Source organism: Pseudoalteromonas sp. SWYJ118 (assembly GCF_015864505.1).
GTDB lineage: Bacteria > Pseudomonadota > Gammaproteobacteria > Enterobacterales > Alteromonadaceae > Pseudoalteromonas > Pseudoalteromonas arctica.
In genome coordinates this window covers 83,669-107,984 of record NZ_JADYXC010000011.1, presented here as the reverse complement: position 1 = coordinate 107,984, position 24,316 = coordinate 83,669, and the positions used below count along the sequence as shown (strand labels likewise).

Annotated in this window: 19 protein-coding genes; 12 read left to right on the top strand and 7 right to left on the bottom strand. The window is 38.0% G+C overall.

The features are described from left to right. Nucleotides 1-710: 710 nt before the first annotated feature. The 4 genes from I6F48_RS12135 to I6F48_RS12120 all read right to left on the bottom strand — a co-directional run bounded on the left by I6F48_RS12135 (nucleotide 711) and on the right by I6F48_RS12120 (nucleotide 11,064). Nucleotides 711-3,596 carry a TonB-dependent receptor plug domain-containing protein gene (locus I6F48_RS12135; protein ID WP_197119522.1) on the bottom strand — a complete coding sequence of 962 codons (2,886 nt, stop codon included), beginning with the start codon at nucleotides 3,594-3,596 and terminating at the stop codon, nucleotides 711-713. A 1,685-nt stretch (nucleotides 3,597-5,281) separates the two neighbouring features. Continuing rightward, nucleotides 5,282-5,524, bottom strand: coding sequence for a hypothetical protein (locus I6F48_RS12130; protein ID WP_024593662.1), 243 nt, complete (start codon nucleotides 5,522-5,524; stop codon nucleotides 5,282-5,284). 67 nt (nucleotides 5,525-5,591) lie between these two features. Beyond that, a complete protein-coding gene (locus I6F48_RS12125; RefSeq protein WP_165728577.1) occupies nucleotides 5,592-8,480 on the bottom strand; it encodes a TonB-dependent receptor plug domain-containing protein in 2,889 nt (962 codons plus the stop codon). Nucleotides 8,481-8,721: 241 nt separating this feature from the next. Further along, complete coding sequence (locus tag I6F48_RS12120; RefSeq protein ID WP_197119521.1) at nucleotides 8,722-11,064, bottom strand: DNA polymerase II; 2,343 nt, start codon at nucleotides 11,062-11,064, stop codon at nucleotides 8,722-8,724. 194 nt (nucleotides 11,065-11,258) lie between these two features. Here I6F48_RS12120 and dinG point away from each other — a divergent pair, with 194 nt between their 5' ends. From dinG to I6F48_RS12090, 6 genes are read left to right on the top strand one after another with little or no spacing between them, the layout of a single operon-like run. Further along, nucleotides 11,259-13,334, top strand: a complete 2,076-nt coding sequence (gene dinG / locus I6F48_RS12115; RefSeq protein WP_197119520.1) for an ATP-dependent DNA helicase DinG — start codon at nucleotides 11,259-11,261, stop codon at nucleotides 13,332-13,334. Beyond that, nucleotides 13,334-14,110, top strand: coding sequence for a TSUP family transporter (locus I6F48_RS12110; protein WP_197119519.1), 777 nt, complete (start codon nucleotides 13,334-13,336; stop codon nucleotides 14,108-14,110). The genes dinG and I6F48_RS12110 overlap by 1 nt, the downstream gene beginning before the upstream one ends. A gap of 1 nt (nucleotide 14,111) precedes the next feature. Beyond that, a complete protein-coding gene (locus I6F48_RS12105) occupies nucleotides 14,112-14,720 on the top strand; it encodes a primosomal replication protein (protein WP_165735671.1) in 609 nt (202 codons plus the stop codon). 13 nt (nucleotides 14,721-14,733) lie between these two features. Then, on the top strand, nucleotides 14,734-15,627 hold the full coding sequence (locus I6F48_RS12100; protein ID WP_197119518.1) for a histone deacetylase family protein: 894 nt from the start codon (nucleotides 14,734-14,736) through the stop codon (nucleotides 15,625-15,627). A 51-nt stretch (nucleotides 15,628-15,678) separates the two neighbouring features. Continuing rightward, entirely contained in the window at nucleotides 15,679-15,960 is a 282-nt protein-coding gene (locus I6F48_RS12095) for a late competence development ComFB family protein (RefSeq protein ID WP_024590772.1), read from the top strand. After that, nucleotides 15,944-16,096, top strand: coding sequence for a DUF2496 domain-containing protein (locus I6F48_RS12090; protein ID WP_197119517.1), 153 nt, complete (start codon nucleotides 15,944-15,946; stop codon nucleotides 16,094-16,096). The genes I6F48_RS12095 and I6F48_RS12090 overlap by 17 nt, the downstream gene beginning before the upstream one ends. A gap of 2 nt (nucleotides 16,097-16,098) precedes the next feature. On the opposite strand, the gene I6F48_RS12085 is transcribed toward I6F48_RS12090, so the two are convergent. Next, on the bottom strand, nucleotides 16,099-16,620 hold the full coding sequence (locus tag I6F48_RS12085; RefSeq protein WP_165728573.1) for a sel1 repeat family protein: 522 nt from the start codon (nucleotides 16,618-16,620) through the stop codon (nucleotides 16,099-16,101). 105 nt (nucleotides 16,621-16,725) lie between these two features. Here I6F48_RS12085 and I6F48_RS12080 point away from each other — a divergent pair, with 105 nt between their 5' ends. After that, nucleotides 16,726-17,610: a DMT family transporter gene (locus tag I6F48_RS12080; protein WP_197119516.1), complete on the top strand. Its 885-nt coding sequence runs from the start codon at nucleotides 16,726-16,728 to the stop codon at nucleotides 17,608-17,610. A 29-nt stretch (nucleotides 17,611-17,639) separates the two neighbouring features. Here the strand turns inward: I6F48_RS12080 and I6F48_RS12075 are convergent, their stop codons facing one another. Together I6F48_RS12075 and I6F48_RS12070 are read right to left on the bottom strand one after the other, a co-directional pair. Further along, nucleotides 17,640-18,638 carry a cupin domain-containing protein gene (locus tag I6F48_RS12075; RefSeq protein WP_197119515.1) on the bottom strand — a complete coding sequence of 333 codons (999 nt, stop codon included), beginning with the start codon at nucleotides 18,636-18,638 and terminating at the stop codon, nucleotides 17,640-17,642. Nucleotides 18,639-18,656: 18 nt separating this feature from the next. Continuing rightward, nucleotides 18,657-19,397 carry an SDR family NAD(P)-dependent oxidoreductase gene (locus I6F48_RS12070; protein WP_197119514.1) on the bottom strand — a complete coding sequence of 247 codons (741 nt, stop codon included), beginning with the start codon at nucleotides 19,395-19,397 and terminating at the stop codon, nucleotides 18,657-18,659. 129 nt (nucleotides 19,398-19,526) lie between these two features. Here I6F48_RS12070 and hisD point away from each other — a divergent pair, with 129 nt between their 5' ends. The 5 genes from hisD to I6F48_RS12045 are packed head-to-tail and all read left to right on the top strand — an operon-like array spanning nucleotide 19,527 to nucleotide 24,315. Then, nucleotides 19,527-20,801, top strand: coding sequence for a histidinol dehydrogenase (hisD, locus tag I6F48_RS12065; protein WP_165740531.1), 1,275 nt, complete (start codon nucleotides 19,527-19,529; stop codon nucleotides 20,799-20,801). A 4-nt stretch (nucleotides 20,802-20,805) separates the two neighbouring features. Further along, nucleotides 20,806-21,813: a LacI family DNA-binding transcriptional regulator gene (locus I6F48_RS12060; RefSeq protein WP_149591888.1), complete on the top strand. Its 1,008-nt coding sequence runs from the start codon at nucleotides 20,806-20,808 to the stop codon at nucleotides 21,811-21,813. A gap of 14 nt (nucleotides 21,814-21,827) precedes the next feature. Continuing rightward, nucleotides 21,828-22,529: an alpha/beta fold hydrolase gene (locus I6F48_RS12055; protein ID WP_197119513.1), complete on the top strand. Its 702-nt coding sequence runs from the start codon at nucleotides 21,828-21,830 to the stop codon at nucleotides 22,527-22,529. Then, the gene (locus tag I6F48_RS12050; protein WP_197119512.1) at nucleotides 22,526-23,296 is read left to right on the top strand and encodes an HpcH/HpaI aldolase family protein; all 771 of its coding nucleotides are present in this window, start codon (nucleotides 22,526-22,528) and stop codon (nucleotides 23,294-23,296) included. The genes I6F48_RS12055 and I6F48_RS12050 overlap by 4 nt, the downstream gene beginning before the upstream one ends. Further along, entirely contained in the window at nucleotides 23,293-24,315 is a 1,023-nt protein-coding gene (locus tag I6F48_RS12045; protein WP_197119511.1) for an ester cyclase, read from the top strand. Before I6F48_RS12050 ends, I6F48_RS12045 begins: the two co-directional genes overlap by 4 nt. Nucleotide 24,316: the final 1 nt, after the last annotated feature.

Genomic DNA, 24,316 nt, shown 5'->3' with positions numbered 1-24,316 from the left:
GGCAGGCTAACTAAAATAGCTGAGTCACTTTTTGTAGTAATTACTATTAAATATGTATAAATGCTTAGTCTGTATTTCAGAAAGTCGGCGAGGTAGGAGTGTTAATAACTCCTTATATAGATAAAGACGCTATGCGAGTGACGCAAGCTTAATACTGAAACGAAAAAATGAAAGAGCTGCTGTTATGCGTGATGTAATGTGATGCTGCTGATAGCTTTAAAACTCAAAGATATTAAAGCACCACCCTATTCATCAGATTAGAATATAATAAATTTAGAATAGGCTTTTAAAGGATACGAAGACGTTGTTAACGTAGCTTTGAAGCACGTAACCTCTTTATCAAAAAAAGTAATTGGCGTATCAGATATGATCAAGGTTGAGGCCTGTACTACCCAAGAATATATCCAATCACCACATTTTCAGCTTAAGTAATGAAAGATAATCTTTTGTTGGTATCCATTATGTTTTTAAACTTCTGAAGAACCGCTAAGTAAATCCAACAATTTCCAGTCTAAAGAAACGTAATATCAACTAGATGTAAAAATTTTTGCCTAGTTATAGCGAAATTTACTTATCGTTAAATAAACCCCATATATAAGCCGGTTCGTATAAAAACATATTAGGGCAAGTAAAACATAAAAAAGCCTACTGAAATTTCAGTAGGCTTTAATATTAAACACTTTCGTTTATAAACTTATTTACTAAAGATATTAGAAACGTAAGTTTAGTCCTAAGTTGAAACGTCTGCCGTATACGTCGAAAAACTCACCATCATCGTATGTGCCAGGGTTTCTAGGAGGTGTAATATCAAATAAGTTTGAAACACCTAATCTTACTTCAAGCATTTCGCTAACAGTATAACGACCATTTATTGACCATTCTGTATAAGAAGGAACATCATTATAGTTGTTATTTTCAGCAGTCCACTCTCTGTCTAATACTGTTGAATGACGGTATTTACCAATCATACCTACGTATAAATCATCGTAAGTATAGCCTACCGTTAGGTTACCCTGCCAACGAGGGTATCTTACTTCACCAACTGTAGGTGTTGGTTCATAGCCTTCGCTAGAAACATCTGTATTAAACTCTCTATGCTCAAGGTAACTTGCTAGTAAACGGAAGTTAAATGAACCGTAGCTCGTTTCATACTTGTATGTACCTTCTAAATCAACACCCTTAAGAGAGTAAGATGCTAAGTTATATGGTCCATTACGAACCTCAGAAATATCAAGAGTCGTAGGATCACGGTCAACTAAGTCACAAGCACTATTATCTAAACTAGACGCTTCGTAACAATCATCAATAACACGCTGTGCACCTAAAGAGTTAATTGCATCTTCAACGTCAAAACTCCAATAATCTGCAATTAACGTGATATTTTCAGTTGGGGTATAAATTACACCAAATAATGTATCGTCAGACGTTTCTTCTTGAAGGTTTGCATTACCTGAATTCACACTTGGCGGAGTAACACTACGCCAATCATCAGATGGTCTCCAATCTCCAACTGTAGTACCTGGATTTGGAATGCCTGCAGCTTGACAGTTAGCAATTAAGTTTGCTTTTTTGCTATCACTCGCTGTAGATATATTAGTTTGGTCACATGGATCGCCATAAGACGCGAATGACTGAGTACCAGCAGAATAAAGTTGAGATAATGATGGAGCACGAACCGACTTAGACTTTGTACCACGGAAACGAAGTTCATCGTTCATTGCATAGTTAAAGCCTACCTTCCAAGCTACATTATCGCCCACTGAAGAGTAATCCATGTAACGAGCGGCTAACTCAAGGCTTAATGAATCAACAAATGGTGCATCCACTAATAATGGAACTGACATTTCAACACCAATTTCATCAACTGTAAATTCACCATCCCATGCTTTTACAAAGTTACCAAACACTAGATTATTCTGCATTGCTGCACCAGGTTCATTAGAACCAGTTTCTTTACGATGCTCAGCACTTAAAGCAAAAGAAACACCACCGGCAGGCATATCAAAAGCATAACCTGAAATAACACCACCAATAACTTGCTGCTGTTTAACTTTAGAAATTGATGCTGAGGTAGTAACGTAATCTAAAGCTTCTTGAGATGCACCATTAAGACCGAACAGGCTCAATGCCTGACAACCATCTAACGCACCAACTAAAGAACCATCTGAATCACGGTCTGCACAACGAATTGCTCCGTCAATTTCTACCGCGTCAATAGCCTTGTTAAAGTTCTCAGTAAGGAATTCACCGTTCCATGTAGTGTCGTTTTTATTGCGACCGTAACTAAAATATACTTCGTAATCGAACTCTTCTAGTAATAACCCTTGGAAAGAAAGAGTTGTATTAAGTGTTGTACGATCATCTTCATAGGTACGATTACCGAAACCCGAAGCTAGCTTATAAATTGTAACTGAATCTCTACCAGCTTCATCTAGTTGTGCTTTAGCAGCTGGGTCTAAAAATGCATTATCTGAACGAATCGATTCAGCAAGGAAAATTGGGCTACTTTCTGCATAAGCACTTGCTTTTGAAAAAGAAACTTCAAAATTCATTGAATGATCGTCAGCATAATTATTTACAATGTTTGTAAAAACATTGAAACGATTAAGTGGTGTTGCAAGATCTTGATGTTCAATAAATTTGTAACCATTAGAGAAGCCGTCACCAAAATATCTAAGTTGATTATTCGGTGCAGGTCTTGTTACACCACCAACTGCAACGGGACTAAATTCACCATTATCACCAAATACAACATGGCCATCAGGTAAGAATGCATCACCTGCGCGATCGTAATAGCCTAGTGTTTGCAAACCGGCAAACTCACCTGTAGCTAAGATATTCTGTGGAATTCCATCTGTGTCAGAAACATTATCAGGGTTTAACATTCCAGAAACTGGGTTACGAAGAAAGTCACGGTCTTGAGCTTCAAGCTGTTCTGTTTCTGAGTAAGATAAGCTCGTAATAAAACTTATTTTGTCGCTTTCACCACCAAATGTGAATGAAAAAGACTCTTCTTCACCACCACTTTGTTCTGTAATAGATTTTTTGTAGTTGAAGTCCATAGTATCTTGAGACTTTTTCAAAATAATATTAACTACACCCGCAATTGCATCTGAACCGTAAACTGCTGACGCGCCGCCATGAACAATATCCATACGTTCAATCATTTCAGTCGGAATGCCGTTTAAATCTACCGCAGGATTATCTACAGAAGCACCTACGTATCGACGACCGTTTACAAGTACTAAAGTACGGCCTTCTCCAAGCTGACGAAGATCTGTAGTATTTATACCCGCACCAAAAATAGTGTTAGTAGTTGTTGTAGGTGCAGAGCCTACGCCAGATGAAGGCAGTTTTTGTAACAAATCTGATATGTTTGTGATGCCGGCATTAGATAGCTCTTCGCCGGTGATTGTAGTTACAGGAGTAGGTGAAACCTCTGAGAAGCGCTTAATACGTGAACCTGTAACTTCTATACGTTCTACTTTTTCAACGCCTTCTTCTGCCGCAATTGAACTTGCCGAAAAAACAGCCGTTGATGCTGTACCAAAAGCAATCGCTAAGCGAACTGCCTTTGAAATTTTATTGTTTAACATTTGATTCTCCCTAGAATACTATTTTATTATTTATGCTTAATTTTTAAAATTAATGCGCAATAAAGCCACTTAATAAGACTAAAAATGCCTATATGAAGGTACAGTAGGACTTTATTGTGTGACGGATGATAGTACTAGAGAAACAAAGAGGTCAACACATTATTAACTTTAAACCAGCAAAAATAACAAATGTATCTTTCACCATTACATTAAAACCAACAGTAAGCAGCTGATTTTATTGAAAAAGTAATATGTGTATATTTAAAGCTTATATCACCTTAAAATAAAACACTTTAATAACAATAACTTGAATGTTTGTAAAGATTTGTAACAAAGCATCATTAAAATATATAAAAACATTCATATTTAGTAGAAATATCTAAAGCTGCAGGTTTAAAAAAGTGTCTCTTTTATTTAAGGTGAAATAAAAAATAACTTTACTATCAATTAGATAACCTCACTTTTATACCTTAACAATAAGATATATATGCGATTACTTTAATCTTTTCGAGTATATGACTTATAGTATGCTTGTAAAATTTATTATAGGAATGGACCCAATTAATGTGTAAACATGCATAATTACTTACTCCTTCCTTATTTTGCAATCTGAGTTGTAAATTTTATGTTTTTTAACTTAGATATGTGGAAAAAACCTTTTGAAGTAATCACTTAAATTTTATCCTGGTCTTTTTAGGATAGGCAGATTATAACCAAGCTACCTGTGTGGCTTTTATGTAAATACCTACTACTGCCTGCATTTAATTTGTTTGAAAAATTCAGTTTAGAACTATTGGGTACACATGTCAGATTATAAGTTTGGTTATATTATTTTGTAATTTGGCCTACATCGTGTTTAACCTGATTTATTGAGCTAGCCAGCTGCAAATCATAAATAAACTTTCTTTGATATGTCGTAAAAATGTTCATTATCATTTTTATACTCGAAAAGAGCATCGACTGATGAGTGTTTGTTTAATGAGAGGAAATTATGAACTCAATTGTGAAGGTAGTGCTTGAACATTTGGTTATTAACTGGCCAATATTATTCCTTAATACTTGTTCTAATGATATTAAAACCATCTCTTTATTTACTAATTTGATAACATTCATCTGAGTATCACATTAACCGGTAAATCAAAGTTAAAACATCCAAAATCATCAGATAAGCTACATGTATCTGATAAGGCCTTAACTGTTAATATTGAATGTACTTAAGAAGAGTTATCCCCTATTAAGTGTAATGCGGGATATCCTCTATATTCATATTTACAGATACTTTTGCCGGGAGCCTCTACAATGATTATCGCTAGAAATAGAACAACTATAGTTTATAGTTACTCAAAATAAATAAGCTATAAATTATAAATAACGACAAACACTTAAAAAACTTATTGCGATTAAAATCAACCACTTAAATAAACCAAGAGATGAATCATATATAATAGTTTTGTAAAAAATACGTTATTGAAATACGAGAAAACACCAACTAAATACAAAGTTACCACGTTAACAAGGTTTGGCAGATAGTCGAAATTCAATGAAATAATGTAGCCTGGAGGAGGGGTAAGTTTAATAGCAAATAGTTTACTTAATATAGATAACCTGTCCGCATTATTATTAGTACTAACACATCAAAATTTCGAACATAAGTTAAAGTATTGCAATTAAACTTAGTAGTAAAATTAGTTCCTATCTTGGTAAATATTTCCTCTTTTGTTAATTTCTCTCATTGCCTCTTGGTTTTTTTTGCGTCTTTCTTCTGCCAACTCTTTTGACATGCATGTACGCTTTTTAATATTACTACCTGTCACCGCTATTTTTTCGCATACCATATTTTCATTACTGCTTAGAGAGTCTTCACTCAGTGAACTACAACCAGATAGAAATAGTAAACTTGAAATGATTATTACGATTAGCTTTTTCATTTTATTCCCTTAAAGTAAAAGCGCTAATATTATGAATATTAGCGCTTTATTATTGTTTTTCTGAACTCTAGAACTTAGCGTTAAGAGTCAAGAATATATGACGACCAGTTGTATTGTAAGTACGAGGGTCTGTATTATCGTTAAACCCTGTTGCTGCATACGGAGGATCTTCATCAAATACGTTATTAATACCAACAGTAGCTGTGTAGTTATCAAGGAAGTAACTAAAGCGAACATTGTGTATTACTTGTGAGTCAACGGTTCTAATAACATCATAAGAATCAAGAGTACCACCGATATTAACGGCTTCAGTTCTAAATGAAGAGTTAACATCAGCTAAATCATCAGGGTCAATATTTGTAAAGTTTTCTTCAACTTCACCAATGTAACGCAATGCATAAGTTGCAGACCAATTCTCTTGAGCTAACGATACATTGAAGTTAGTTTTCCACTCAGGGAAGTTACCATCACCACTATTTCGGCGGTAGTAGCCAGCATTTTGAAGTGTTGAACCGTCGGCTTGAGTTATTGTGTAGTCGTCATAGTAAGTTGCATCTAAGCTTGCTGATAATGAACCAATTGACGTATCAGTTGTATAAGCAACATTAAAGTCGTAACCAGATGACTCTACACCACCAACATTTATGTTTCTGTTATCAATGTCACTTGAGTTACCAGCTAAAATACCTGATGTATAACGAGTTATTTGATCACAGTATGTACCGCTTTCAGCACACTTGTTTAAAATTAACTGCTCGCCTACAGAGCTAATTGCATTTTCCAGCTCGATATCCCAGTAATCGATTGTGAAAGATAAACCATCAACAAACTCAGGGCTATAAACTACACCAACTGTAAATATATCAGCTTCTTCTGGTTGCAACTCTGGGTTACCACCAAGAGTAGAAGATAATTGGTCACCAATAGGTTCAAAACCAGCTGCTGGTACGCCGTCAGCTATACAGAATGATGTAGGGTTAGTAGCACACGGGTCCGAAACTTCAGGGCTATTATCTGATGCGCCAGAGAATAAATCAGAAGTTGAAGGTGCTCTAAATGCAGTAGATGATGTTCCTCGGAACATAAGGCCGTCCATAGGAGACCATTTAATTCCTACTTTATGGTTTGTAGTATCGCCAAAAGTATCATAATCAGAATAACGAATTGCTAAATCTAGCTCTAACACTTTTGCAAAAGGTGCGTCATATAATAGCGGTACATTAAACTCAGCATAAGCCTCATCTACAGTGTAGCTGCCTGATGTTTCTTGACGGCTAGATCCAGATGTAATTCCTAATGCTATTAGTGCATCAGGGAAATCACCACCTTTCTCTTCACGATGTTCTAGACCAAATGCCATACCTAAACTACCTGCTGGTAATTCAAATGCACTACCAAACACACTACCACTAATAATTTGCTGTTCGTTTGAACCAAAATCGTGAGCTTCAAACGAAATAAAATCTAACATTTCTTGAGTAACTTGAGTATCAGTTCCTGGGATACCAAATACATTTAATGATGTACAACCAGCGATAGGATCATCTACAGTTCCACATACAATGCTACCGTCAACGTCTTGGAATGAAGGACCTACGGCTTGTGAAACTTTTTCAAAGTTTACGCCACCAGCTCGTTTAGTTGTAGAATCACTTGAACCAAAGATGTATGAAACTTCATAACCCCAATCGTCATTGATATCGCCTTCAAAACCAACTACTGCGCGAACTGTATCTACGCGAAATTGAGTATCTCGACCGCCAGTTTCAACCATACGACGGCGCCAATCAGAAATCTCAACTGAGTCACCATTTCTGTCTTTAGGACCAAATTGTTGGTTATAGTAGTTATCTGCAGAATAATTTGCATTTGTCACACCAAAGAACGCAAGTGGTGCTAGAGGTAATGGAGCAAGCTTAGTATCTGAAATACGGCGGTTTAAACTAACTTCTGAAAAGAAACGAACATGATCAGAAAACTCATAGTTACTCTGAACAAATACGCCATATCGCTCAGCCGGAGTTAAGTGAAAGTTTACAGGCGCAAAGTTGTAAGTATCTTTATCCCAATCCCAACAATCATAACCAGTTGGATTAGAAAAATCGCTTGGATCTGATTGACCAGGACCATTAGCTGCACCGTGAGTAAAAGAAGAACAATCTTCACCAGCTACTGAACCATCAATACCGTTGTAACGACCCCATGGTGGAGCTGAAGAACCACCTTTAGAAAGCTCACCTGTATGATCCATGTCTAAAGAAAATTTAGACCAGTCTCTATCACCAGAAGACTGAGAACCCTGCTGAACGTAATATGCACTAGCTACCACGCTGCCTTTATCGCTTGTTAAACCTACAGTAAAATCGTAGCTTTTAGTTTCGCCATCACCGCCATGTGTCGAAGCATCGTAACTTGCTGTAGCTTCAAAACCTTCAAAATCATCACGTGTAATAACGTTAACTACACCGCCAATAGCATCTGAACCGTAAATTGCAGAAGCACCGTCTTTTAGAATTTCAACTCGCTTGATAATTGCTGTAGGGATTGTACTTAAATCTACAGAAGAGTTTGCACCACTACCCGACGCAACCATTCTACGGCCGTTTAATAATACTAGCGTTCTTGAAGAACCCAAACCGCGTAAAGATACACGCACCGCGCCTGAGCCACCATTATTAACAGAAGCATTAGTACCCGCACCAGCAACTGAAGGAATTTCTTGAAGAATGTCACCTACGTTACCAATACCTGAAGCAATTAGGTCATCGCGTGTTAATATTTGTACTGGATTCGCACCTTCCATATCAGTTCTTTTGATACGTGAACCAGTTACTTCAATTCTTTCTACTTTATCGGCGCCTTCGGCTGCCATTGTATTACCTGAAAATGCAGCTGTTGAAGCTGCACCAAATGCAAGTGCGACACGCACTGCTTTAGCTACTTGATTGTTTAACATTTGATTCTCCCTGGTGTCACTACTTTATAGTAGTAATCATTATTTATTTATTTTAGTTACATAAGATTAACAGCAACTAAAGCAAATAATAAACAAAAACCACCAAAAAGCCAACAAAAAGTTAACAAACCTTTGCGGAAAAAGAAATATTTGCGAATATAATAATCAAAATCGCAATAAACTAGAATAAATAAGATGTGGACAGTATGAAAACACAGATATGTTGCTATTTATGGTGTTATTAAAAAAGTTCCTCTTGTAAATTTAACCCAAAATAAACACTTGAGTGCGAAACAAGATCAACCATTTCAATTAACGGTACAATCTGTTTTTCTACATAAGTTGCATAGTCATAGCTATGAAAGCCTTGATATAGTTCAACTCCAGCAGTTGTGTAAACAAATGTAACAAATTCACCCCTATTGACCGTAAATTCGCTATTTTTTTTCTGGTGTTTCTTAACTGCCTGAATATGAGGAGGAATATTCTTTTTATAATCGATTAAGTTTTGACCTAATCTCTTTTTAAATATGAGTAAATCATCAAACTCACCTTTAAATAGCTTTGTTGTATAGTCTTTTACAAGGTCATTTATCTTTAAATTTCCATCAAAAAGACCAGTAAATAGATCGAACTGAAATTGTTGAGCAAGTTTAGTCCAATCACTTCTTACCGTTTCTAATCCTTTAAATACTAGTTTTGATTCGTTTGGTTTAATTAATTTACCGACATAGCGCTTTTTAGAGCCAACTAACTTCCCTCTTATTGTTGGTAAAAAGAAAGGGCTATAAAGAGATTCAAACTCTATTTCTAAATGACTTGTTAAGTTGTGCGTTTGTTTAGTCTCATTAACCCAATCTGTAGTTATCTTTTTAGCTAAAAACGCACCAATTTCATTACACTCATCTGGTGTTAGCTCATCATCCAACTTAATAAACGTAGAGTCGGTATCGCCATAAATAACGCTATAACCAAGTTCCTCTATCCACTTTTTAGTTTGTAGCATTATTTCGTGCCCTCTTAGCGTAATAGAGCTCGATAACCTAGGATCGTAAAACCTGCATCCTTTTGAGCCTAGAACGCCATATAAACTATTCATTATTATTTTGATTGCTTGAGAGAGCATTTGATCTTGGTTATCTTTGGCGAGCTGCCTTTGAGACGCTAAGCTTTTAACAAGTAAAGGTAAGTGATGCTTGTCTCGCGAGAATACGGCTTCATTAAATCCCTGCACACTATGCTCAGGATTTTTCAGACCTTCTATTAGTCCGAGTGGATCAATGTAAAAAGTTTGCATAATACTGGGGTATAGGCTTTTAAAGTCTAAAACAATGACATTTTTATAAAGGCCAGGAATAGACTCCATGACATAACCACCAGGGCTTTCAAATGTAAGTCCATGATCGCCCATATTTGGGGCAACATAACCACTGCGATGCAGTAATGGTAAATACATATTGATAAAAGCAGCAACAGAGCCGCCCTTTTTTTCAAGCTCTAACCCCGTAAGCTTTGTTCTTATAATAGAAAAATCGAGTAGCTTTAATTTATCAAAAATTTTATTTACCAAAATACAATCTTGTCGATTATATTTTGCTAAAGAAAGTTTATCTTCGTTAAATTGCCTAATAATTTCCTGCAAACTATTAGCCGTGTCGATTAATTTAGACTCACCCAACACTTGATTTGAAACATTAGCTAACGAAAAGCTCTCAAAGCTATATGTGCCATTTTTTAAAGTGTCTATTCCATCAACTACACATCGCCCGGATATCGATACTCGAGTAAAGTGCCCTTTTCGAACATACAAAGGCTGACTTCCTCTACCCAGTAATAACTTAATCCCGAGTGCTTCAGCTCTTTCATGAATAACAGCAAAGTCGAACTCAATTACATTCCAGCCAATTATTACATCAGGATCGCTAAGCTTAATAAAATGCTCTAACCCCTTTAACAGCTCAGCCTCATCTACACACCAAATAATATCAAACTCGAGGTTGGTAGCTTCTCTATCTGGCTCGCCAATCATTAAAACACAGTCTAAATTACAACCTACGAGCCCAACAGAAAACAAAACCCCACTTTCGTTACATTCAATATCTAACGAGAGTTTATTAAGGGTTGGGGAATATTCTTCATTCGCTTTTAATTTAGCGTCGGTTATTAATGTATAGCCATCTTGTTTAAATACATTACCCGTTATCCAAGCTCCACCTTTTATAAAGCGTTCCATTAAATAGCGCTCTATTGGTCGAATATCTTCTTCAAATAATACAACTCCACGTTGCTTTAAAGCTTTAGTAGCAGAATAAAAGTGTTTAAGTGATTTGAAGTAACAGGCCGACATATCTTCTTGCTGAAAGTTTTTTAGCTCAAGACTTTTAATACTAAAGTTAAGTGATTCAGCTACTAATATTTCATTCGCTATTTCAGCATCTTTGCTTTTGATAAAAAACAGTGCACTTTCGTTAGCCGACACCGTTTTTATAGGTCCTTTATCACTACAAAACCACGCTTCGTAGCATATGCCGTTTGCAGTATCATAAGCATGAGAAGAAACAATAAAACCGGCTGTTAAGTACACTATTACTAAACCTTATACATATATATGTAAGTTTTTACTTAATTCAAAATGCTTTAAAGCCATAAACTCAACCTAAATAAACACTCAGACACTTTATTTTGCTAAATTAATTTCATCACTTCTTGTAGTTACACTCTTATAACTCTAAAATCCATAGCACTGTAATTATATACATACTTTAGGTAAATCATCCCATGCTTTCTGACTCACTAAAAAAAACAATTAGGCAAGTACACCAGCATGTGGCTAGCAACCTAAACGATTATCGCCCTCGTAGCAGTCAAAATTACCTTGTAGCCGAAATAGCAAAAACGCTTGCTGGCGAATACCATAAAAAGCAGCGCATTTGCGTAATTGAAGCAGGCACCGGTACAGGTAAGTCTCTTGCCTATTGTTTAGGCGCATTACCGCTTGCCTTAGCGCAAAAAAAGAAGCTAGTTATTTCTACCGCAACGGTTGCACTGCAAGAACAATTAATAGCAAAAGAACTCCCATTTTTTAAAAAGCATTCAGGCCTCGACTTTAAATTTGATTTAGTAAAAGGTCGCCATCGTTATATTTGTGCCCACAAATTACATAATGCTGTAAACGGCGATAGCCAAACACAAATGGACTTTATGCCAACGCTTACTTCACCATTGAGCGCAATGGAAACCAAGTGTTTGAATGAGCTATATAACGCCTATGTGAATAAAAAATGGCAAGGCGATAGAGACAGTTGGGCCGATACTGTACCCGATAGAGTGTGGAACTTAATAGCGTGCGATAAACATTCATGCCAACGCCAAATGAAGGCCCATCAAACGTGTCCGTTTCAGCTTGCTCGTAATCAATTAATGCAAATGGATGTACTGGTAATTAATCACTCTTTATTACTTGCCGATTTAGACCTAGGCGGTGGTAAAATTTTACCAGAGCCCGACAACACCATTTACGTTATTGATGAAGCGCATCATTTAGCACATATAACACGCGATTTTTCATCGGCCGCAGCAACAATCAAAGGCACGATAGAATGGCTTGATAAGCTCACCAAGTTTAGCGGGAAAATGGCGAAGGTTTTAGTGGGGCAAAGAGCTATTGGGCAAAACTTTAAACTTTGCGACAGCATTAATGACGCGAATAAAGATTTAAAAGTAGTTCGCGATATTCTTGATAATGCCGACTTTGAATACTCAAAAGACGATACTTATCGCTTTGAACACGGTGAAATTCCAGAGTCACTGCACAGTAAAGCAAAAGACATAAGCGAAGCCACGCAAGATGCGCTGCGCTGTTTAAACAAAATGCACGACACCCTTACCCAAGATGTAAGTGATGGCGACATAAAACCTTACGTTGCCGACCCAATACTAGGCGAAAGCGGTCAATACATAAACCGGTTAGAGCAACTAAACAAACTATGGTTTAGTTACGCAAAAAAAGGCGAAGGTGCTCCTCATGCACGGTGGATAAAACGCCTTGAATACAAAAGCCATCACGACCACTTATTAAGCGACTGCCCTATCGAGGTCGGTTATTACTTAAAAGATAAATTGTGGCGAGAATGCGCGGGCGCTGTTTTGTGCTCTGCTACATTAAGTGCACTGGGCTCGTTCGATCACTTTGCTTACGAAACAGGACTTGCTAAAGAAGAAGGCGTTAAATTTATTAAAGTACCTTCTCCTTTTGATTACCCAAAACAAGCCACTTTACGTATTCCGGTATCTAAAGTAGAACCAACCGATAAAGACTTTAGTGATCACCTAGCTAAAACATTACCAGAGTACCTAAATGATAAAAAAGCGAACCTTGTACTATTCGCTTCTTATTGGCAAATGGACCACGTAACAAAGTTTCTTAGAACAAAAGGTTTTAACTTATTAGTACAAGGTGAAATGTCGCGAGAAGCGTTGCTTAAATTACACACCAAAAATGTAGACGAAGGCAAAGGCAGTATTTTATTTGGAACACAAAGCCTTTCGGAAGGCCTTGATTTACCTGGTAAATATTTAGATAACTTAATAATTACTAAAATTCCGTTTGCTGTACCTACTTCGCCGATAGAAGAAGCGCAAGCAGAATTTGTACAAAGCAAAGGCGGTAACCCGTTTTTAACGATTACCGTACCAGACGCCGCAAAGAAATTGGTACAAAGCTGTGGTAGACTGCTGCGAAAAGAGAGTGATGAAGGCTGTATTACTATTCTCGATAGACGCTTAGTTACTAAGCGATACGGTAAAGCCATGCTCGACACCCTACCACCTTTTAAAAGACAAATAGATTATTAATGTTTGAACTCGCACTCGATCCAACAACCTGGGCTGTTTTATGTACTGTTGCACTTGCCGCAGGTTTTATAGACGCTATCGCCGGTGGCGGTGGTATGTTAACTGTGCCCGCTTTATTAACTGCAGGCTTACCTCCACATTTAACATTAGGCACCAATAAACTAGCAGCAAGTTTTGGCTCCTTAACAGCAAGCTATACATACTATAAAAAGAACTTATTTAGTCCAAAGTTTTGGGCTGCCTCCATAATTGCCACCGCAATAGGTGCATTGATAGGGACTATTATTGTTGATCATTTAAGTATCGACTTTTTAAACAAACTACTCCCAATTATTATTATTTTAGTTGCCGCCTATAGCTTATTTGGTAATTTAAGCACCACAGAAGGCGATGAACTGCCTAAACTCAACAAAGCGATGAAAATAAAACAATGGCTACAGGGTTTAGCATTAGGCTTTTTTGATGGTTTAGCAGGCCCAGGTACAGGTACTTTTTGGACTGCTTCTAATGGCATGCTTTATAAAATGAACTTGCTACTCAATTGTGGTTTAGCGCGTTCAATGAACTTTGTTTCTAATTTTATATCGCTCATCACCTTTGTAGCACTCGGACATGTAAACTTTTTACTTGGCATAACAATGGGCTTTTTTATTATGCTAGGCGCATGGTTTGGAGCACATTCAGCAATACGTTTTGGTAGTAAATTTATTCGCCCTGTATTTAATACTATGGTTATACTTTTAGCATTAAAACTAATTTACGAGGCTTACTTTTAATATGCATTCGATGGCTTTAGATAAACTACGTCAACAAGTTGCAACGCTAAAACAACAAGCTGAGCAATTTGATAAAGCTAAACTTTTTTCTAAAAATCGTTACATGCAAGCGCAACCTAGCTTGTTTGACCGCGCAGTTTTTAGTACAAAAAGCATGAATCTAGTCGATTACGTAATAGAAATAGAAGACGAAGTGTCACGATTACCGCCAAGCGAGCATCGTCATGCTTATACCTACGCACTTGAACGCATTGGCGCACAAGTACAAGCCGTGTTTAATGTTATTAAATCAACGCCTATTTGGGTTAAAGAAAACAAAAGCCATTATAAACCTCGCCCTAAGCAAACTGTTTATAAGCATGCTGTACAAAAAATAATGCAATCATCGCACGAACTTTACGACGAATTAAAACAAAACCATGAGTTTGAACGCCGTTTAGTGCTCATGATTGAAGAGCGAAAAATGCAAATGGATAAAGCCTCGCCTGCTAAAGCACAAAAGCTTAACCTTGAAATATTAAGCACACATGCTCGATTGGGTCGCTGCAGAAAAGCAATTTCTGCCACTGAGGACAAAATACAACAAGTAGAAAAACAACAACTGCGTTAAGGCGCACTTTACTATGCAGCTTTATTATCATCCATTGTATTCAGACCTTATCCTTGCAGAACGTCATCGATTCCCTATTCAAAAGTATAAGTTACTTAAAACCGAAATAGAAAATCTAGGTGTTTCGGCGATTCACTTTCAAGAGCCTAAAAAAGTAACCGTATCTCAACTTGCGCTATGTCATAGCCAACGTTATATAGATGACTTTTTAAATGGAACACTAAGCGATAAAGCAATTAAAAAGATGGGATTTCCCTATTCGCAACAACTTGTAGAGCGTACTCTTTTATCTATTGGCGCGAGTATTCAAGCTGCTGAAGCGGCATTTAGTCACGATCTAACCTTTAACTTGAGCGGTGGTTATCATCATGCCTATAGCGATTTTGGCAGTGGCTTTTGTATTTTTAATGATTTAGCTATTGCAGCAGCACATTTAATAAATACAGAGCAAGCCGACACTGTTTTAATTTTTGATTGCGACGTACACCAAGGCGATGGCACAGCACAAATCACTCAAAACCATAACCAAATTATTACCTGCTCAATTCATTGTGAACAAAATTTTCCTCTTAATAAACAAGAGTCCACTTACGATTTTGCATTGCCCGCTAAAACAGCCGACGATGAGTACCTTGCTACATTAGAGCAAGCACTCGATTTTTGCGTGCGCATACATAACCCTGATATTATTTTGTATAATGCAGGCGCTGATATTTACACTAAAGACGAGTTAGGCTTGTTTAATATATCGCTCAATGGCGTATATGAGCGCGACTTGTTTGTTCTCAACTTCTGTAAGCAACATCAAATCCCACTAATGTGCGCTTTAGGTGGCGGTTATCAGCGTAATTTGAGTTCACTAATTAATTTTCATAAACAACTATTTAAAGCCGCTATCGATTTATAGTAAGCCTTAGTATAGACTCAGTTAAACGGATTATTTTAAAGCGGTGGGAATATGCGATTACACGAAGACATACACAACTATTACGAAAAGATTGTAGTTGAAGAAATCATCAAACTTAAACTTGATGAAAAATATGATGAAGATGTAATGGCTGACTTTTGTTGTACGGTACTAAATCAGCTCCCGCCACGATATATTCGCTACGATGTAGATATGGCGTTTTATTTACCGCAATCAGAACGCATACATATGGAACAACGTGTGCAAACAGCAATAAATGTCGCCATTAGCCAAATATCAAAAAAGAAAGAATTAAATGACAAGCCCACTTGATCAAGCCCCTACACATATTAAACTTGCAGTAGATTTAATTATGATACTAGAGCAGCACGATGTTACCCCAGAAGAAGTACTCAAAGCACTTGAAATAGTTAAAAGCGACTTTGAAAAAAAGCTAGAAAAGCCATAACTCTATTCTATTATTTGTATGTCGTGCTCGGTAACGCTACCTTCGTGCTTAGTGCAATCAATTTTAACTTCACCAAATGTACGTCTAGGCGAAGTTGAACGACGACAGGTCATATTTTGTGCTTTAACGCCAAATTGCGTTATATACAACGCAACTGTTTCGTCTATTTGTTGTTTTTGCTGCGTAGTCGCTGCACTGTAAAATACATCGTATTGCGCAGACCAATTTTCAACCCCCGCTTCTCTTGCAACACCTAGCCAGCCCATCCCTAGTTTAGTAGATTGCTCCAAGTATTGGCCTTTCAAAAACATAAACGCCAACGTGTATTGTGCGCTTTTATAGCCTAGCCCAGCAGGCTCTTTTAAATAATTGAAAGCGGCCTCAAACTGTCCTTTTCGATACGCTTTAATACCATTGTATTCATTCTTTTTCATGGTGGTATCACTGTAAAGGTTGATTGAGCTTGAATTACATCCACCCAAAAAAGTGATAAATACCATAGAAACTACTGAGAACGTTTTCATTCTTATCCTTAATTTATTATTTTTATATGCCGGTTCCGAATATGGCTTACAGTATTTATAAACCCTGCTATTCTAAAATCCAATATGCATAATTAAAATACTATCATGACCTTAGCAAGCTTACTGCGATTATTTTTTCTGGCCGCTATTTGGGGCGCATCATTTTTATTTATGCGAATGGCCGCTAACAGTTTAGGGCCTGCAGTATTAATTGAGTTTAGAGTTGGCTTTGCCGCAGTTACTTTATTTATTGTTGCCTTATACTTAAAGCGCCGCTTAGCCTTTACTGAACACAAAAAACACTTTTTTATTATAGGCGCGTTTAATTCGGCTCTGCCGTTTTTATTTTTTGCCTATGCAGCACAAACTATAAGCGCTTCTACTTTATCAATTTTAAATTCAACAACCCCTATTTGGGGCGTAGTAGTTGGTATTTTATGGACAAAAACAAAGCCTACCAAAAGTATGGTGCTTGGTTTATTACTTGGCTTGATAGGTGTTGCAATACTTGTTGGGCAAAATCACTTTGTACTAAATAGCCAATCAATCATAGCCATAGTAGCGGCATTAAGCGCTTCACTTTGCTATGCCATTGCATCGCATTACACTAAAAATGCGCCCAAATTGGCTCCATTCGATAACGCTCATGGCTCAATGTGGGCGTCGAGTTTTATGGTATTGCCACTTATTTTATTTATGCCAATACGTGAAGTTCCAACCACCAACGTTATGCTAGGTGTATTAGTACTGGGCGTTGTATGTACCGCGCTTGCGTATATATTATTTTTTAAACTTATTGACGATATAGGCCCAACTTCAGCACTCACTGTCACCTTTTTAATTCCATTATTTGGCATATTTTGGGGGCATTTACTTTTAGACGAGCAAATAGGGCCTAATACATTACTAGGCGCACTATTTGTAATTGTAGGCACAATGCTGGTTACTGGCTTTTTACCACGAAAAAAGCACTTAGCTAAAACAAGCTAAGTGCCTTAAATTACATATGGTATTAAAGTTTAAATAAATTGCGGATCTTTTGGCGAATCATTCCTGCGAGTGATATACACAATACAATCATTTTTCGCTTCATTACTAAACGCTCGGCTATGCTCAATAGGAACTGAAAATGTATCTCCTTGAGTAAGCGTTAGTACTTCATCGCCTAAATCAATGGTTAAGCTACCTTGATGAACAAAAATAACCTCTTCTTCAAAACGAATGTGTTTTGCTATTTTTGCATTTGGTTGGAGTTTTAACGCTGATATATTAAATCCATGTGGCCAATTTAGTTGTGTTTGAATAGGCGTATCGGCATTTAAATTACCAACTAGCGGTGCTTCGTAAACACCTTCGAATTGGCTTAGGTAAGAGTGCTTGTTCCAATTAAAATCACTTGCTCTGACCACTGTTTGCGCAAGCTCTTCGTCTGTTATTATTCGGTGCTGCGCTATTTGTTCGCTGCTAGTAACAGCCATTGGGTTAACCCCTTCAGGGGCTTTTTCATTGAGCGTTGTATCTACTAAACTGCCATTTTCAAGTAAAATAAGGCCAAACTCTTTTGCCATATCAAATACTTGTGGAGCCCAAAGTACTCTACCCGGATCGTCACTGCCAAGCACTGCATATAAGTAGCCAATACCATTACCTACGTTTTCAAATCCTCTAAAAATATCTAAAGGAATCGAAATAATATCGCCTTCGTTTAAAATTACCTTAGCGTCTTTACCGTCTACACCGGTATAAAATGCCCATGTGCCACTGTGTACAACAAATATCTCTTCGGTTAAGTGGCTATGCTGCGAGTTTAAGCACCCAGCAGGTTGGCGAGCACCACCAATATTAAAGCCATGTGGTATAGAAATATGCACATGCTGATTAGGGTTTTCGGCAACACCTGGACCTATAATAGTAAAATTTTCTTTTTGATCACTACCAGGCGAACGCGTATCAATAAAGGCGTTCTTACACGGAATTAAATCATCGTATCGTACTAAGCGATCTGCAAATAAACTCATTATTCTCTCCTAAATTAATTACTGAGCGGTCCAGCCGCCATCAATTTTTATACTTGTTCCTGTGATCATTGCAGACAACTCACTAAGCAAAAATACACAAGCATTTGCAACATCATCCGTTTGGGCAATTTTTTTCATTGGGATCATGTCATAAACAAACTTTTTGAAGTCGGGATTTTCAAGCATTGGCTTTGTCATTGGCGTTTCAACAAACGTAGGAGCAACGCTATTAACACGTACGTTTTGCGTTGCAAGCTCAACTGCCAGCGCCTTGGTGAGCCCCTCTACCGCATGCTTACTCATGCAATACAAAGTGCGATTAGGTGAGCCTACAAAACCCATTTGAGATGACATGTTAACCACAGCACCGGCACCAGAGTTAATTAAGGCTGGTAATGCTGCTTGGCTTATTCGATAAACACTACGAATATTCATCGAAATTACATCATCAATATTGTCATCTGTTTGCTCAAGCATTGGCGCAACACGGTTAATACCTGCGTTGTTAAGTAAACCGTCTAACTTAGTAAGCCCGCGTAAACGCTCATAAAAAGCATCACTGTTTATATCAAGCGGCCAGATTTCTATTTGCGAAGGAGCATATTCCTTGAGTTGCTCCAAATCGTGTTTTGTACGCGCCACAGCAATTATATTTGCACCCGCATCTACACACTTTTGTACGCACGATTTACCAATGCCTTTACCCGCACCCGTTATCAAAATGGTTTTACCAAGTAAAAGAGTTTTATCAAATCCCATTTGTTCACCTAAATTCTATATTGCATTCGAAGTCATTATTAATTAGAGTACCCACAGATGCAAGACATTATTTAACCAGTACGTCTCATCAACAGTGTATAAAACAACTAGTCACTAAGGATATAAACAATGATAAAGCATTTAAAAAAAGGTCAGCCAGTTGACTCAAAACAAAAACAAAATCAATCAGTAAGAGATATTGTAGAAAATATTTTAGCGCGTGTTGAATCTGAAGGTGATGCAGCAATTCGTGAATATTCTGAAAAATTCGACAAATGGACTCCGAAGTCTTTCAGGCTATCTAGTGATGAAATTAAAGCGTGTTATGCACAACTTGATGATCAATTAATCGAAGATATTAAATGGGCGCAAAGCCAAGTCCGCAATTTTGCTCAAATTCAACGTGACTCAATGAAAGACGTTGAAGTAGAAACACTACCTGGCGTTACACTTGGCCATAAACACATAGCAATGGAGAGCGTAGGTTGTTACGTACCAGGTGGGAAATATCCACTACTAGCCTCTGCACACATGAGTGTATTAACGGCTAAAGTAGCCGGTGTTAAACGTGTTATCGCCATGGCTCCACCTTTTAATGGCAAGCCATCACCAGAAATTGTGGTTGCAATGGATATGGCCGGCGCAGATGAAATTTACTGCCTCGGTGGTGTACAAGCCGTGGCTGCAATGGCTATTGGAACGCAAACTATTGCTCCAGTAGATATGATTGTAGGCCCGGGTAACGCCTTTGTAGCCGAGGCTAAACGACAGTTATTTGGCCGAGTTGGTATCGATTTATTTGCAGGCCCTACCGAAACACTCGTTATTGCTGATGACAGTGTTGATGGCGAATTATGTGCGACCGATTTACTAGGCCAAGCAGAGCACGGTCCTACGTCTCCCGCTATTTTACTGACTAACTCTGAGCAATTAGCTATTGATACAATGGCTGAAGTAGAGAGGCAGCTTACCATATTACCTACAGCTGATATTGCAGGTGTGGCATGGAAGGATCATGGTGAAGTTATTGTATGTGATACCTATGAGGAGATGATCGAAGTTGCTAACGATCTTGCATTTGAACACGTACAAATTATGACTCGCAATACCGACTACTTCAAAGAAAACATGCAAAACTTTGGAGCTTTGTTTTTAGGTCCGCAAACTAACGTTTCTTATGGCGATAAATGTATTGGTACAAACCATACACTACCCACAGGTAAAGCAGCGCGTTATACTGGTGGGCTATGGGTAGGAAAATTCATAAAAACATGTACTTTCCAACGAGTAACAGAAGAAGCCTCGGTTGTTGTTGGTGAGTATTGTTCACGTTTATGTGCTGCAGAAGGGTTCGCTGGCCACAAAGAACAAGCAGACATACGAGTAAGACGATATAGGAAATAAATCATTGTCAAAGCAAAAACGAGTCACCTCATATGATGTAGCCCGCGAAGCGGGTGTATCACAATCGGCGGTATCGCGTGTATTTAGACCCGGATTTAGCGTGTCTAAAAAAACCCGCGAAAAGGTAGTCGCAACAGCCAATGAAATGGGCTATCGCCCTAATGCCATTGCCCGTATGTTGATCACTAAACAGTCTGGTATGGTCGCGGTTATTTTATCATCGCGAGCAAACTTGAACTACCCTGAGGTACTCTCTGAGCTTAACAAAGAGCTAGCACTTAACAATAAACGAGTGCTGCTCTTTACTCTTGATGACGCAGACGAATTAGATGAATTACTCGAAAACATTTGGACCTTTCAGGTTGATGGCGTAATTGCTCTAGCGGCTCACTTTGATAGTAAAAGCCTAGATTTATTTGCTAAACACAGCACACCTATTGTGCTTTATAACCGTAATGTGCCTGAATCGAATGCAAACACAGTTTGCTGTAATCACGATAAAGGCATTAAACAGCTAATTGATTTATTACACCAATCTAACCATAAGTCGTATTTAATTATTGCCGGCCCAGATGACTCCGATGTAGCCAACGAGCGCCGTGAAATAGCTCAAAATTATTTACACACTTTAGGTATCCAAAATACGCCTGTTATTTATGGTGATTATGGCTATAAATCAGCACGAAGTGCATTAGAAGATTGGTTAAAAACAAACACCCTACCCGATGCTATTATTTGCAGTAACGATGTAATGGCCATTGGCGTAATTGATGAAATCAAACAAAACTTAAACTTAAGCGTACCCGACGATGTGTCGGTGGTAGGGTTTGATGGTATTAGTGCTGCGTCTTGGTACAACTATCAAATAACCACAATACAACAACCTATGAAACAGCTAACTAAAGCCGCTGTAGACATACTCATGGAACGTATTGAAAACCCTCAAGCCGCTGCTGAAGCACGAGTTTTTACCGGTTCATTAATTACAGGGAACTCTATTAAAACACGCTAAATTAAGGAATTTTTGTGGCCAAAAATCCTGTTTATATTTTACCTGGTACTATGTGTAACCACCGTATGTTTGAAGCGCAAATAATTGCCCTTCAAAATGCGGGTTATACCCCTCACGTTATTCCATTTACTGAACAAACAAGCATTGCAAAAATGGCTGAGCTTACTAAAACCATAGCCCTAAAGCCTGCTCCTTTTATTGGTTTTTCAATGGGTGGGATTGTTGCCCTTGCACTTTTAAAATCAAACCCTGAGCTTATACAGTCGCTGTGTTTAATATCAAGTAATAGCCTAGCCGACAAACTTGAACGCCCGGCCATTAGGCAAAAGCAAATTGAGCAAGCACACGTTACAGGCGTAGAAAGCGTACTTAAGCACGATTTTTTACCGCATTATTTCCACCAGCCAAATATAAAGCACAGTGAACTTGCATTAAAAATGGCAAATGAGCTTGGTTTTAACGCTTTTAGTGCACAATTAAATGCCCTTGCAACACGCGAAGACACCCTAAACGTTATTAAACAAACCAATAAAAAATTACTATTTGTTGGTGGTGAACGTGACGTTTTATGTCCAAGCACTATTCAAAAAACAATGCATAACGCCTGCCCTAATAGCGATCTTATTTTATTAGGCAATTGTGGACATTTCGTCCCGCTTGAAAGAAGTAATACCCTAAACGCACTACTCTTAGATTGGTTGGAGTCTATTAAATGAATTTAAAACAAAAGTTAAATGCTCAACAATTGCTATTAGGCACATTTATAAAAAGTACTCATTATCATAATACCGAAGTACTTTCTCACACTAATCTCGATGTTTTGTGTTTAGATGCAGAGCATGCTCCGTTTGATCGCGGCGATTTAGATAGTTGCATTATGGCAGCCCGTACTAAAAATATGCCGACCCTTATTCGCGTAAGTAATACCGATCACGCCACTATACTTAGCAGTTTAGATATCGGTGCTGACGGCTTAGTACTACCTCACATTAAAACGCCAGAGCAAGCAAAAGCGATTATTAAAAACTGCTTTTATGGCAACAACGGTAGGGGTTACGCAGGTTCAAGCCGCTTTGCAGGCTATACCACACATGCATTAACCGATAACTTAGCAGCCAACAAATCATCTACCTGCATTATTGCTCAAATAGAGGATGCCGATGCGCTTGAGAACATCGATGAATTATGCCAAATAGACGAAATTGACTGTATTTTTATAGGCCGAATGGACTTAACTATTTCACTCGGTGAAACCAACCCAAGCGCTCCTATTGTTATTGATGCCGTTACTAAAATAGCTAACGCCGCGGCAAAATATAATAAATGCTGTGGCATGTTTGTTGGTAATTTAAGTGAGCTCAGTCATTGGCAATCGTTAGGCGTAAGTTTTTATCTATTAGGCTCTGATCATAGCTTTTTACTAAGTGGTGCTAAGCAATTACGTGCAGACTTTGAATCAGCTACAAGTGAATCAAAAATATGAGTATCCATAACAAAAATAAAGAGTTAATTAAAAACTTCAGAAGCGCACTTTATAACTTTGATATAAATTTGCTCAAAAAAGAAGTCACAAACTTATTTACTGATGACGCATTAATACAACTTTGCTACCCGTTTGAAACACTCGCAAATCCTAATGCACTTATTGAGCAAGCCTATTTACCCCTTAGCAAAGCATTTGTTGGCCTTGAACGCCGCGATACCATTGTAATGGCAGGTAGCTCTATAAACGACTCTGATTGGGTTGGCTGCTGTGGATACTATACCGGCTCATTCGAAAAACCATGGCTAGGCATTCCACCCACAGGACATCAAGTGAGTATGCGTTTTCATGAGTTTTACCGGATTAAAAATAGCAAAGTGGTTGAAGTACAAGCTATTTGGGATATTCCCGAAGTAATGATGCAAGCAAACGTATGGCCACTGTCTCCGAGCTTAGGCAAAGAGTGGCATGTGCCAGGGCCTGCCACACAAGATGGGGTAATCACCCGTCCTTATAATAGCGAACAAGCTGCGCAAAGTTTAAAGCTTGTGGGCGATATGTGTGAGCATCTTGGATTTTATGCTGAAGGTGGCATTGAAGCCATGAAGCTAGAGCACTTTTGGCATCCGCATTGTAGCTGGTATGGACCAAGCACAATAGGCACTGCACGCGGTATAAAAGGCTTTAGAAATTGGCATCAAATCCCGTTTTTAAATGCCCTACCCAATCGTGTAGGCGATGCAAGTAAAGGTTATTTATTTGCCGATGAAAACTACGTAGGGTTTACTGCATGGCCTGGTATGAGCATGACTATTAGTAACGGTGGTTGGTTAGGTATTGCGCCCGCAAATCAGCAAATAACCATGCGTAGTCTCGACTTTTGGCGAGCCGAGAATAACTTAATTCGCGAAAACTGGGTGCTGATAGATATACTCGATGTGTACAATCAAATTGGAGTTGATGTATTAGCTCGTATGAAAGAACTAACTAAAGCGCGCTATTTAAACTTTGCTCCATAGC

Coding starts and splice junctions, on each gene's coding strand:
- I6F48_RS12135 (WP_197119522.1), bottom strand. CDS start 3,596: ATGTTAAACAATAAAATTTCAAAGGCAGTTCGCTTAGCGATTGCTTTT.
- I6F48_RS12130 (WP_024593662.1), bottom strand. CDS start 5,524: ATGAAAAAGCTAATCGTAATAATCATTTCAAGTTTACTATTTCTATCT.
- I6F48_RS12125 (WP_165728577.1), bottom strand. CDS start 8,480: ATGTTAAACAATCAAGTAGCTAAAGCAGTGCGTGTCGCACTTGCATTT.
- dinG (WP_197119520.1), top strand. CDS start 11,259: ATGCTTTCTGACTCACTAAAAAAAACAATTAGGCAAGTACACCAGCAT.
- I6F48_RS12110 (WP_197119519.1), top strand. CDS start 13,334: ATGTTTGAACTCGCACTCGATCCAACAACCTGGGCTGTTTTATGTACT.
- I6F48_RS12105 (WP_165735671.1), top strand. CDS start 14,112: ATGCATTCGATGGCTTTAGATAAACTACGTCAACAAGTTGCAACGCTA.
- I6F48_RS12100 (WP_197119518.1), top strand. CDS start 14,734: ATGCAGCTTTATTATCATCCATTGTATTCAGACCTTATCCTTGCAGAA.
- I6F48_RS12095 (WP_024590772.1), top strand. CDS start 15,679: ATGCGATTACACGAAGACATACACAACTATTACGAAAAGATTGTAGTT.
- I6F48_RS12090 (WP_197119517.1), top strand. CDS start 15,944: ATGACAAGCCCACTTGATCAAGCCCCTACACATATTAAACTTGCAGTA.
- I6F48_RS12085 (WP_165728573.1), bottom strand. CDS start 16,620: ATGAAAACGTTCTCAGTAGTTTCTATGGTATTTATCACTTTTTTGGGT.
- I6F48_RS12080 (WP_197119516.1), top strand. CDS start 16,726: ATGACCTTAGCAAGCTTACTGCGATTATTTTTTCTGGCCGCTATTTGG.
- I6F48_RS12075 (WP_197119515.1), bottom strand. CDS start 18,638: ATGAGTTTATTTGCAGATCGCTTAGTACGATACGATGATTTAATTCCG.
- I6F48_RS12070 (WP_197119514.1), bottom strand. CDS start 19,397: ATGGGATTTGATAAAACTCTTTTACTTGGTAAAACCATTTTGATAACG.
- hisD (WP_165740531.1), top strand. CDS start 19,527: ATGATAAAGCATTTAAAAAAAGGTCAGCCAGTTGACTCAAAACAAAAA.
- I6F48_RS12050 (WP_197119512.1), top strand. CDS start 22,526: ATGAATTTAAAACAAAAGTTAAATGCTCAACAATTGCTATTAGGCACA.
- I6F48_RS12045 (WP_197119511.1), top strand. CDS start 23,293: ATGAGTATCCATAACAAAAATAAAGAGTTAATTAAAAACTTCAGAAGC.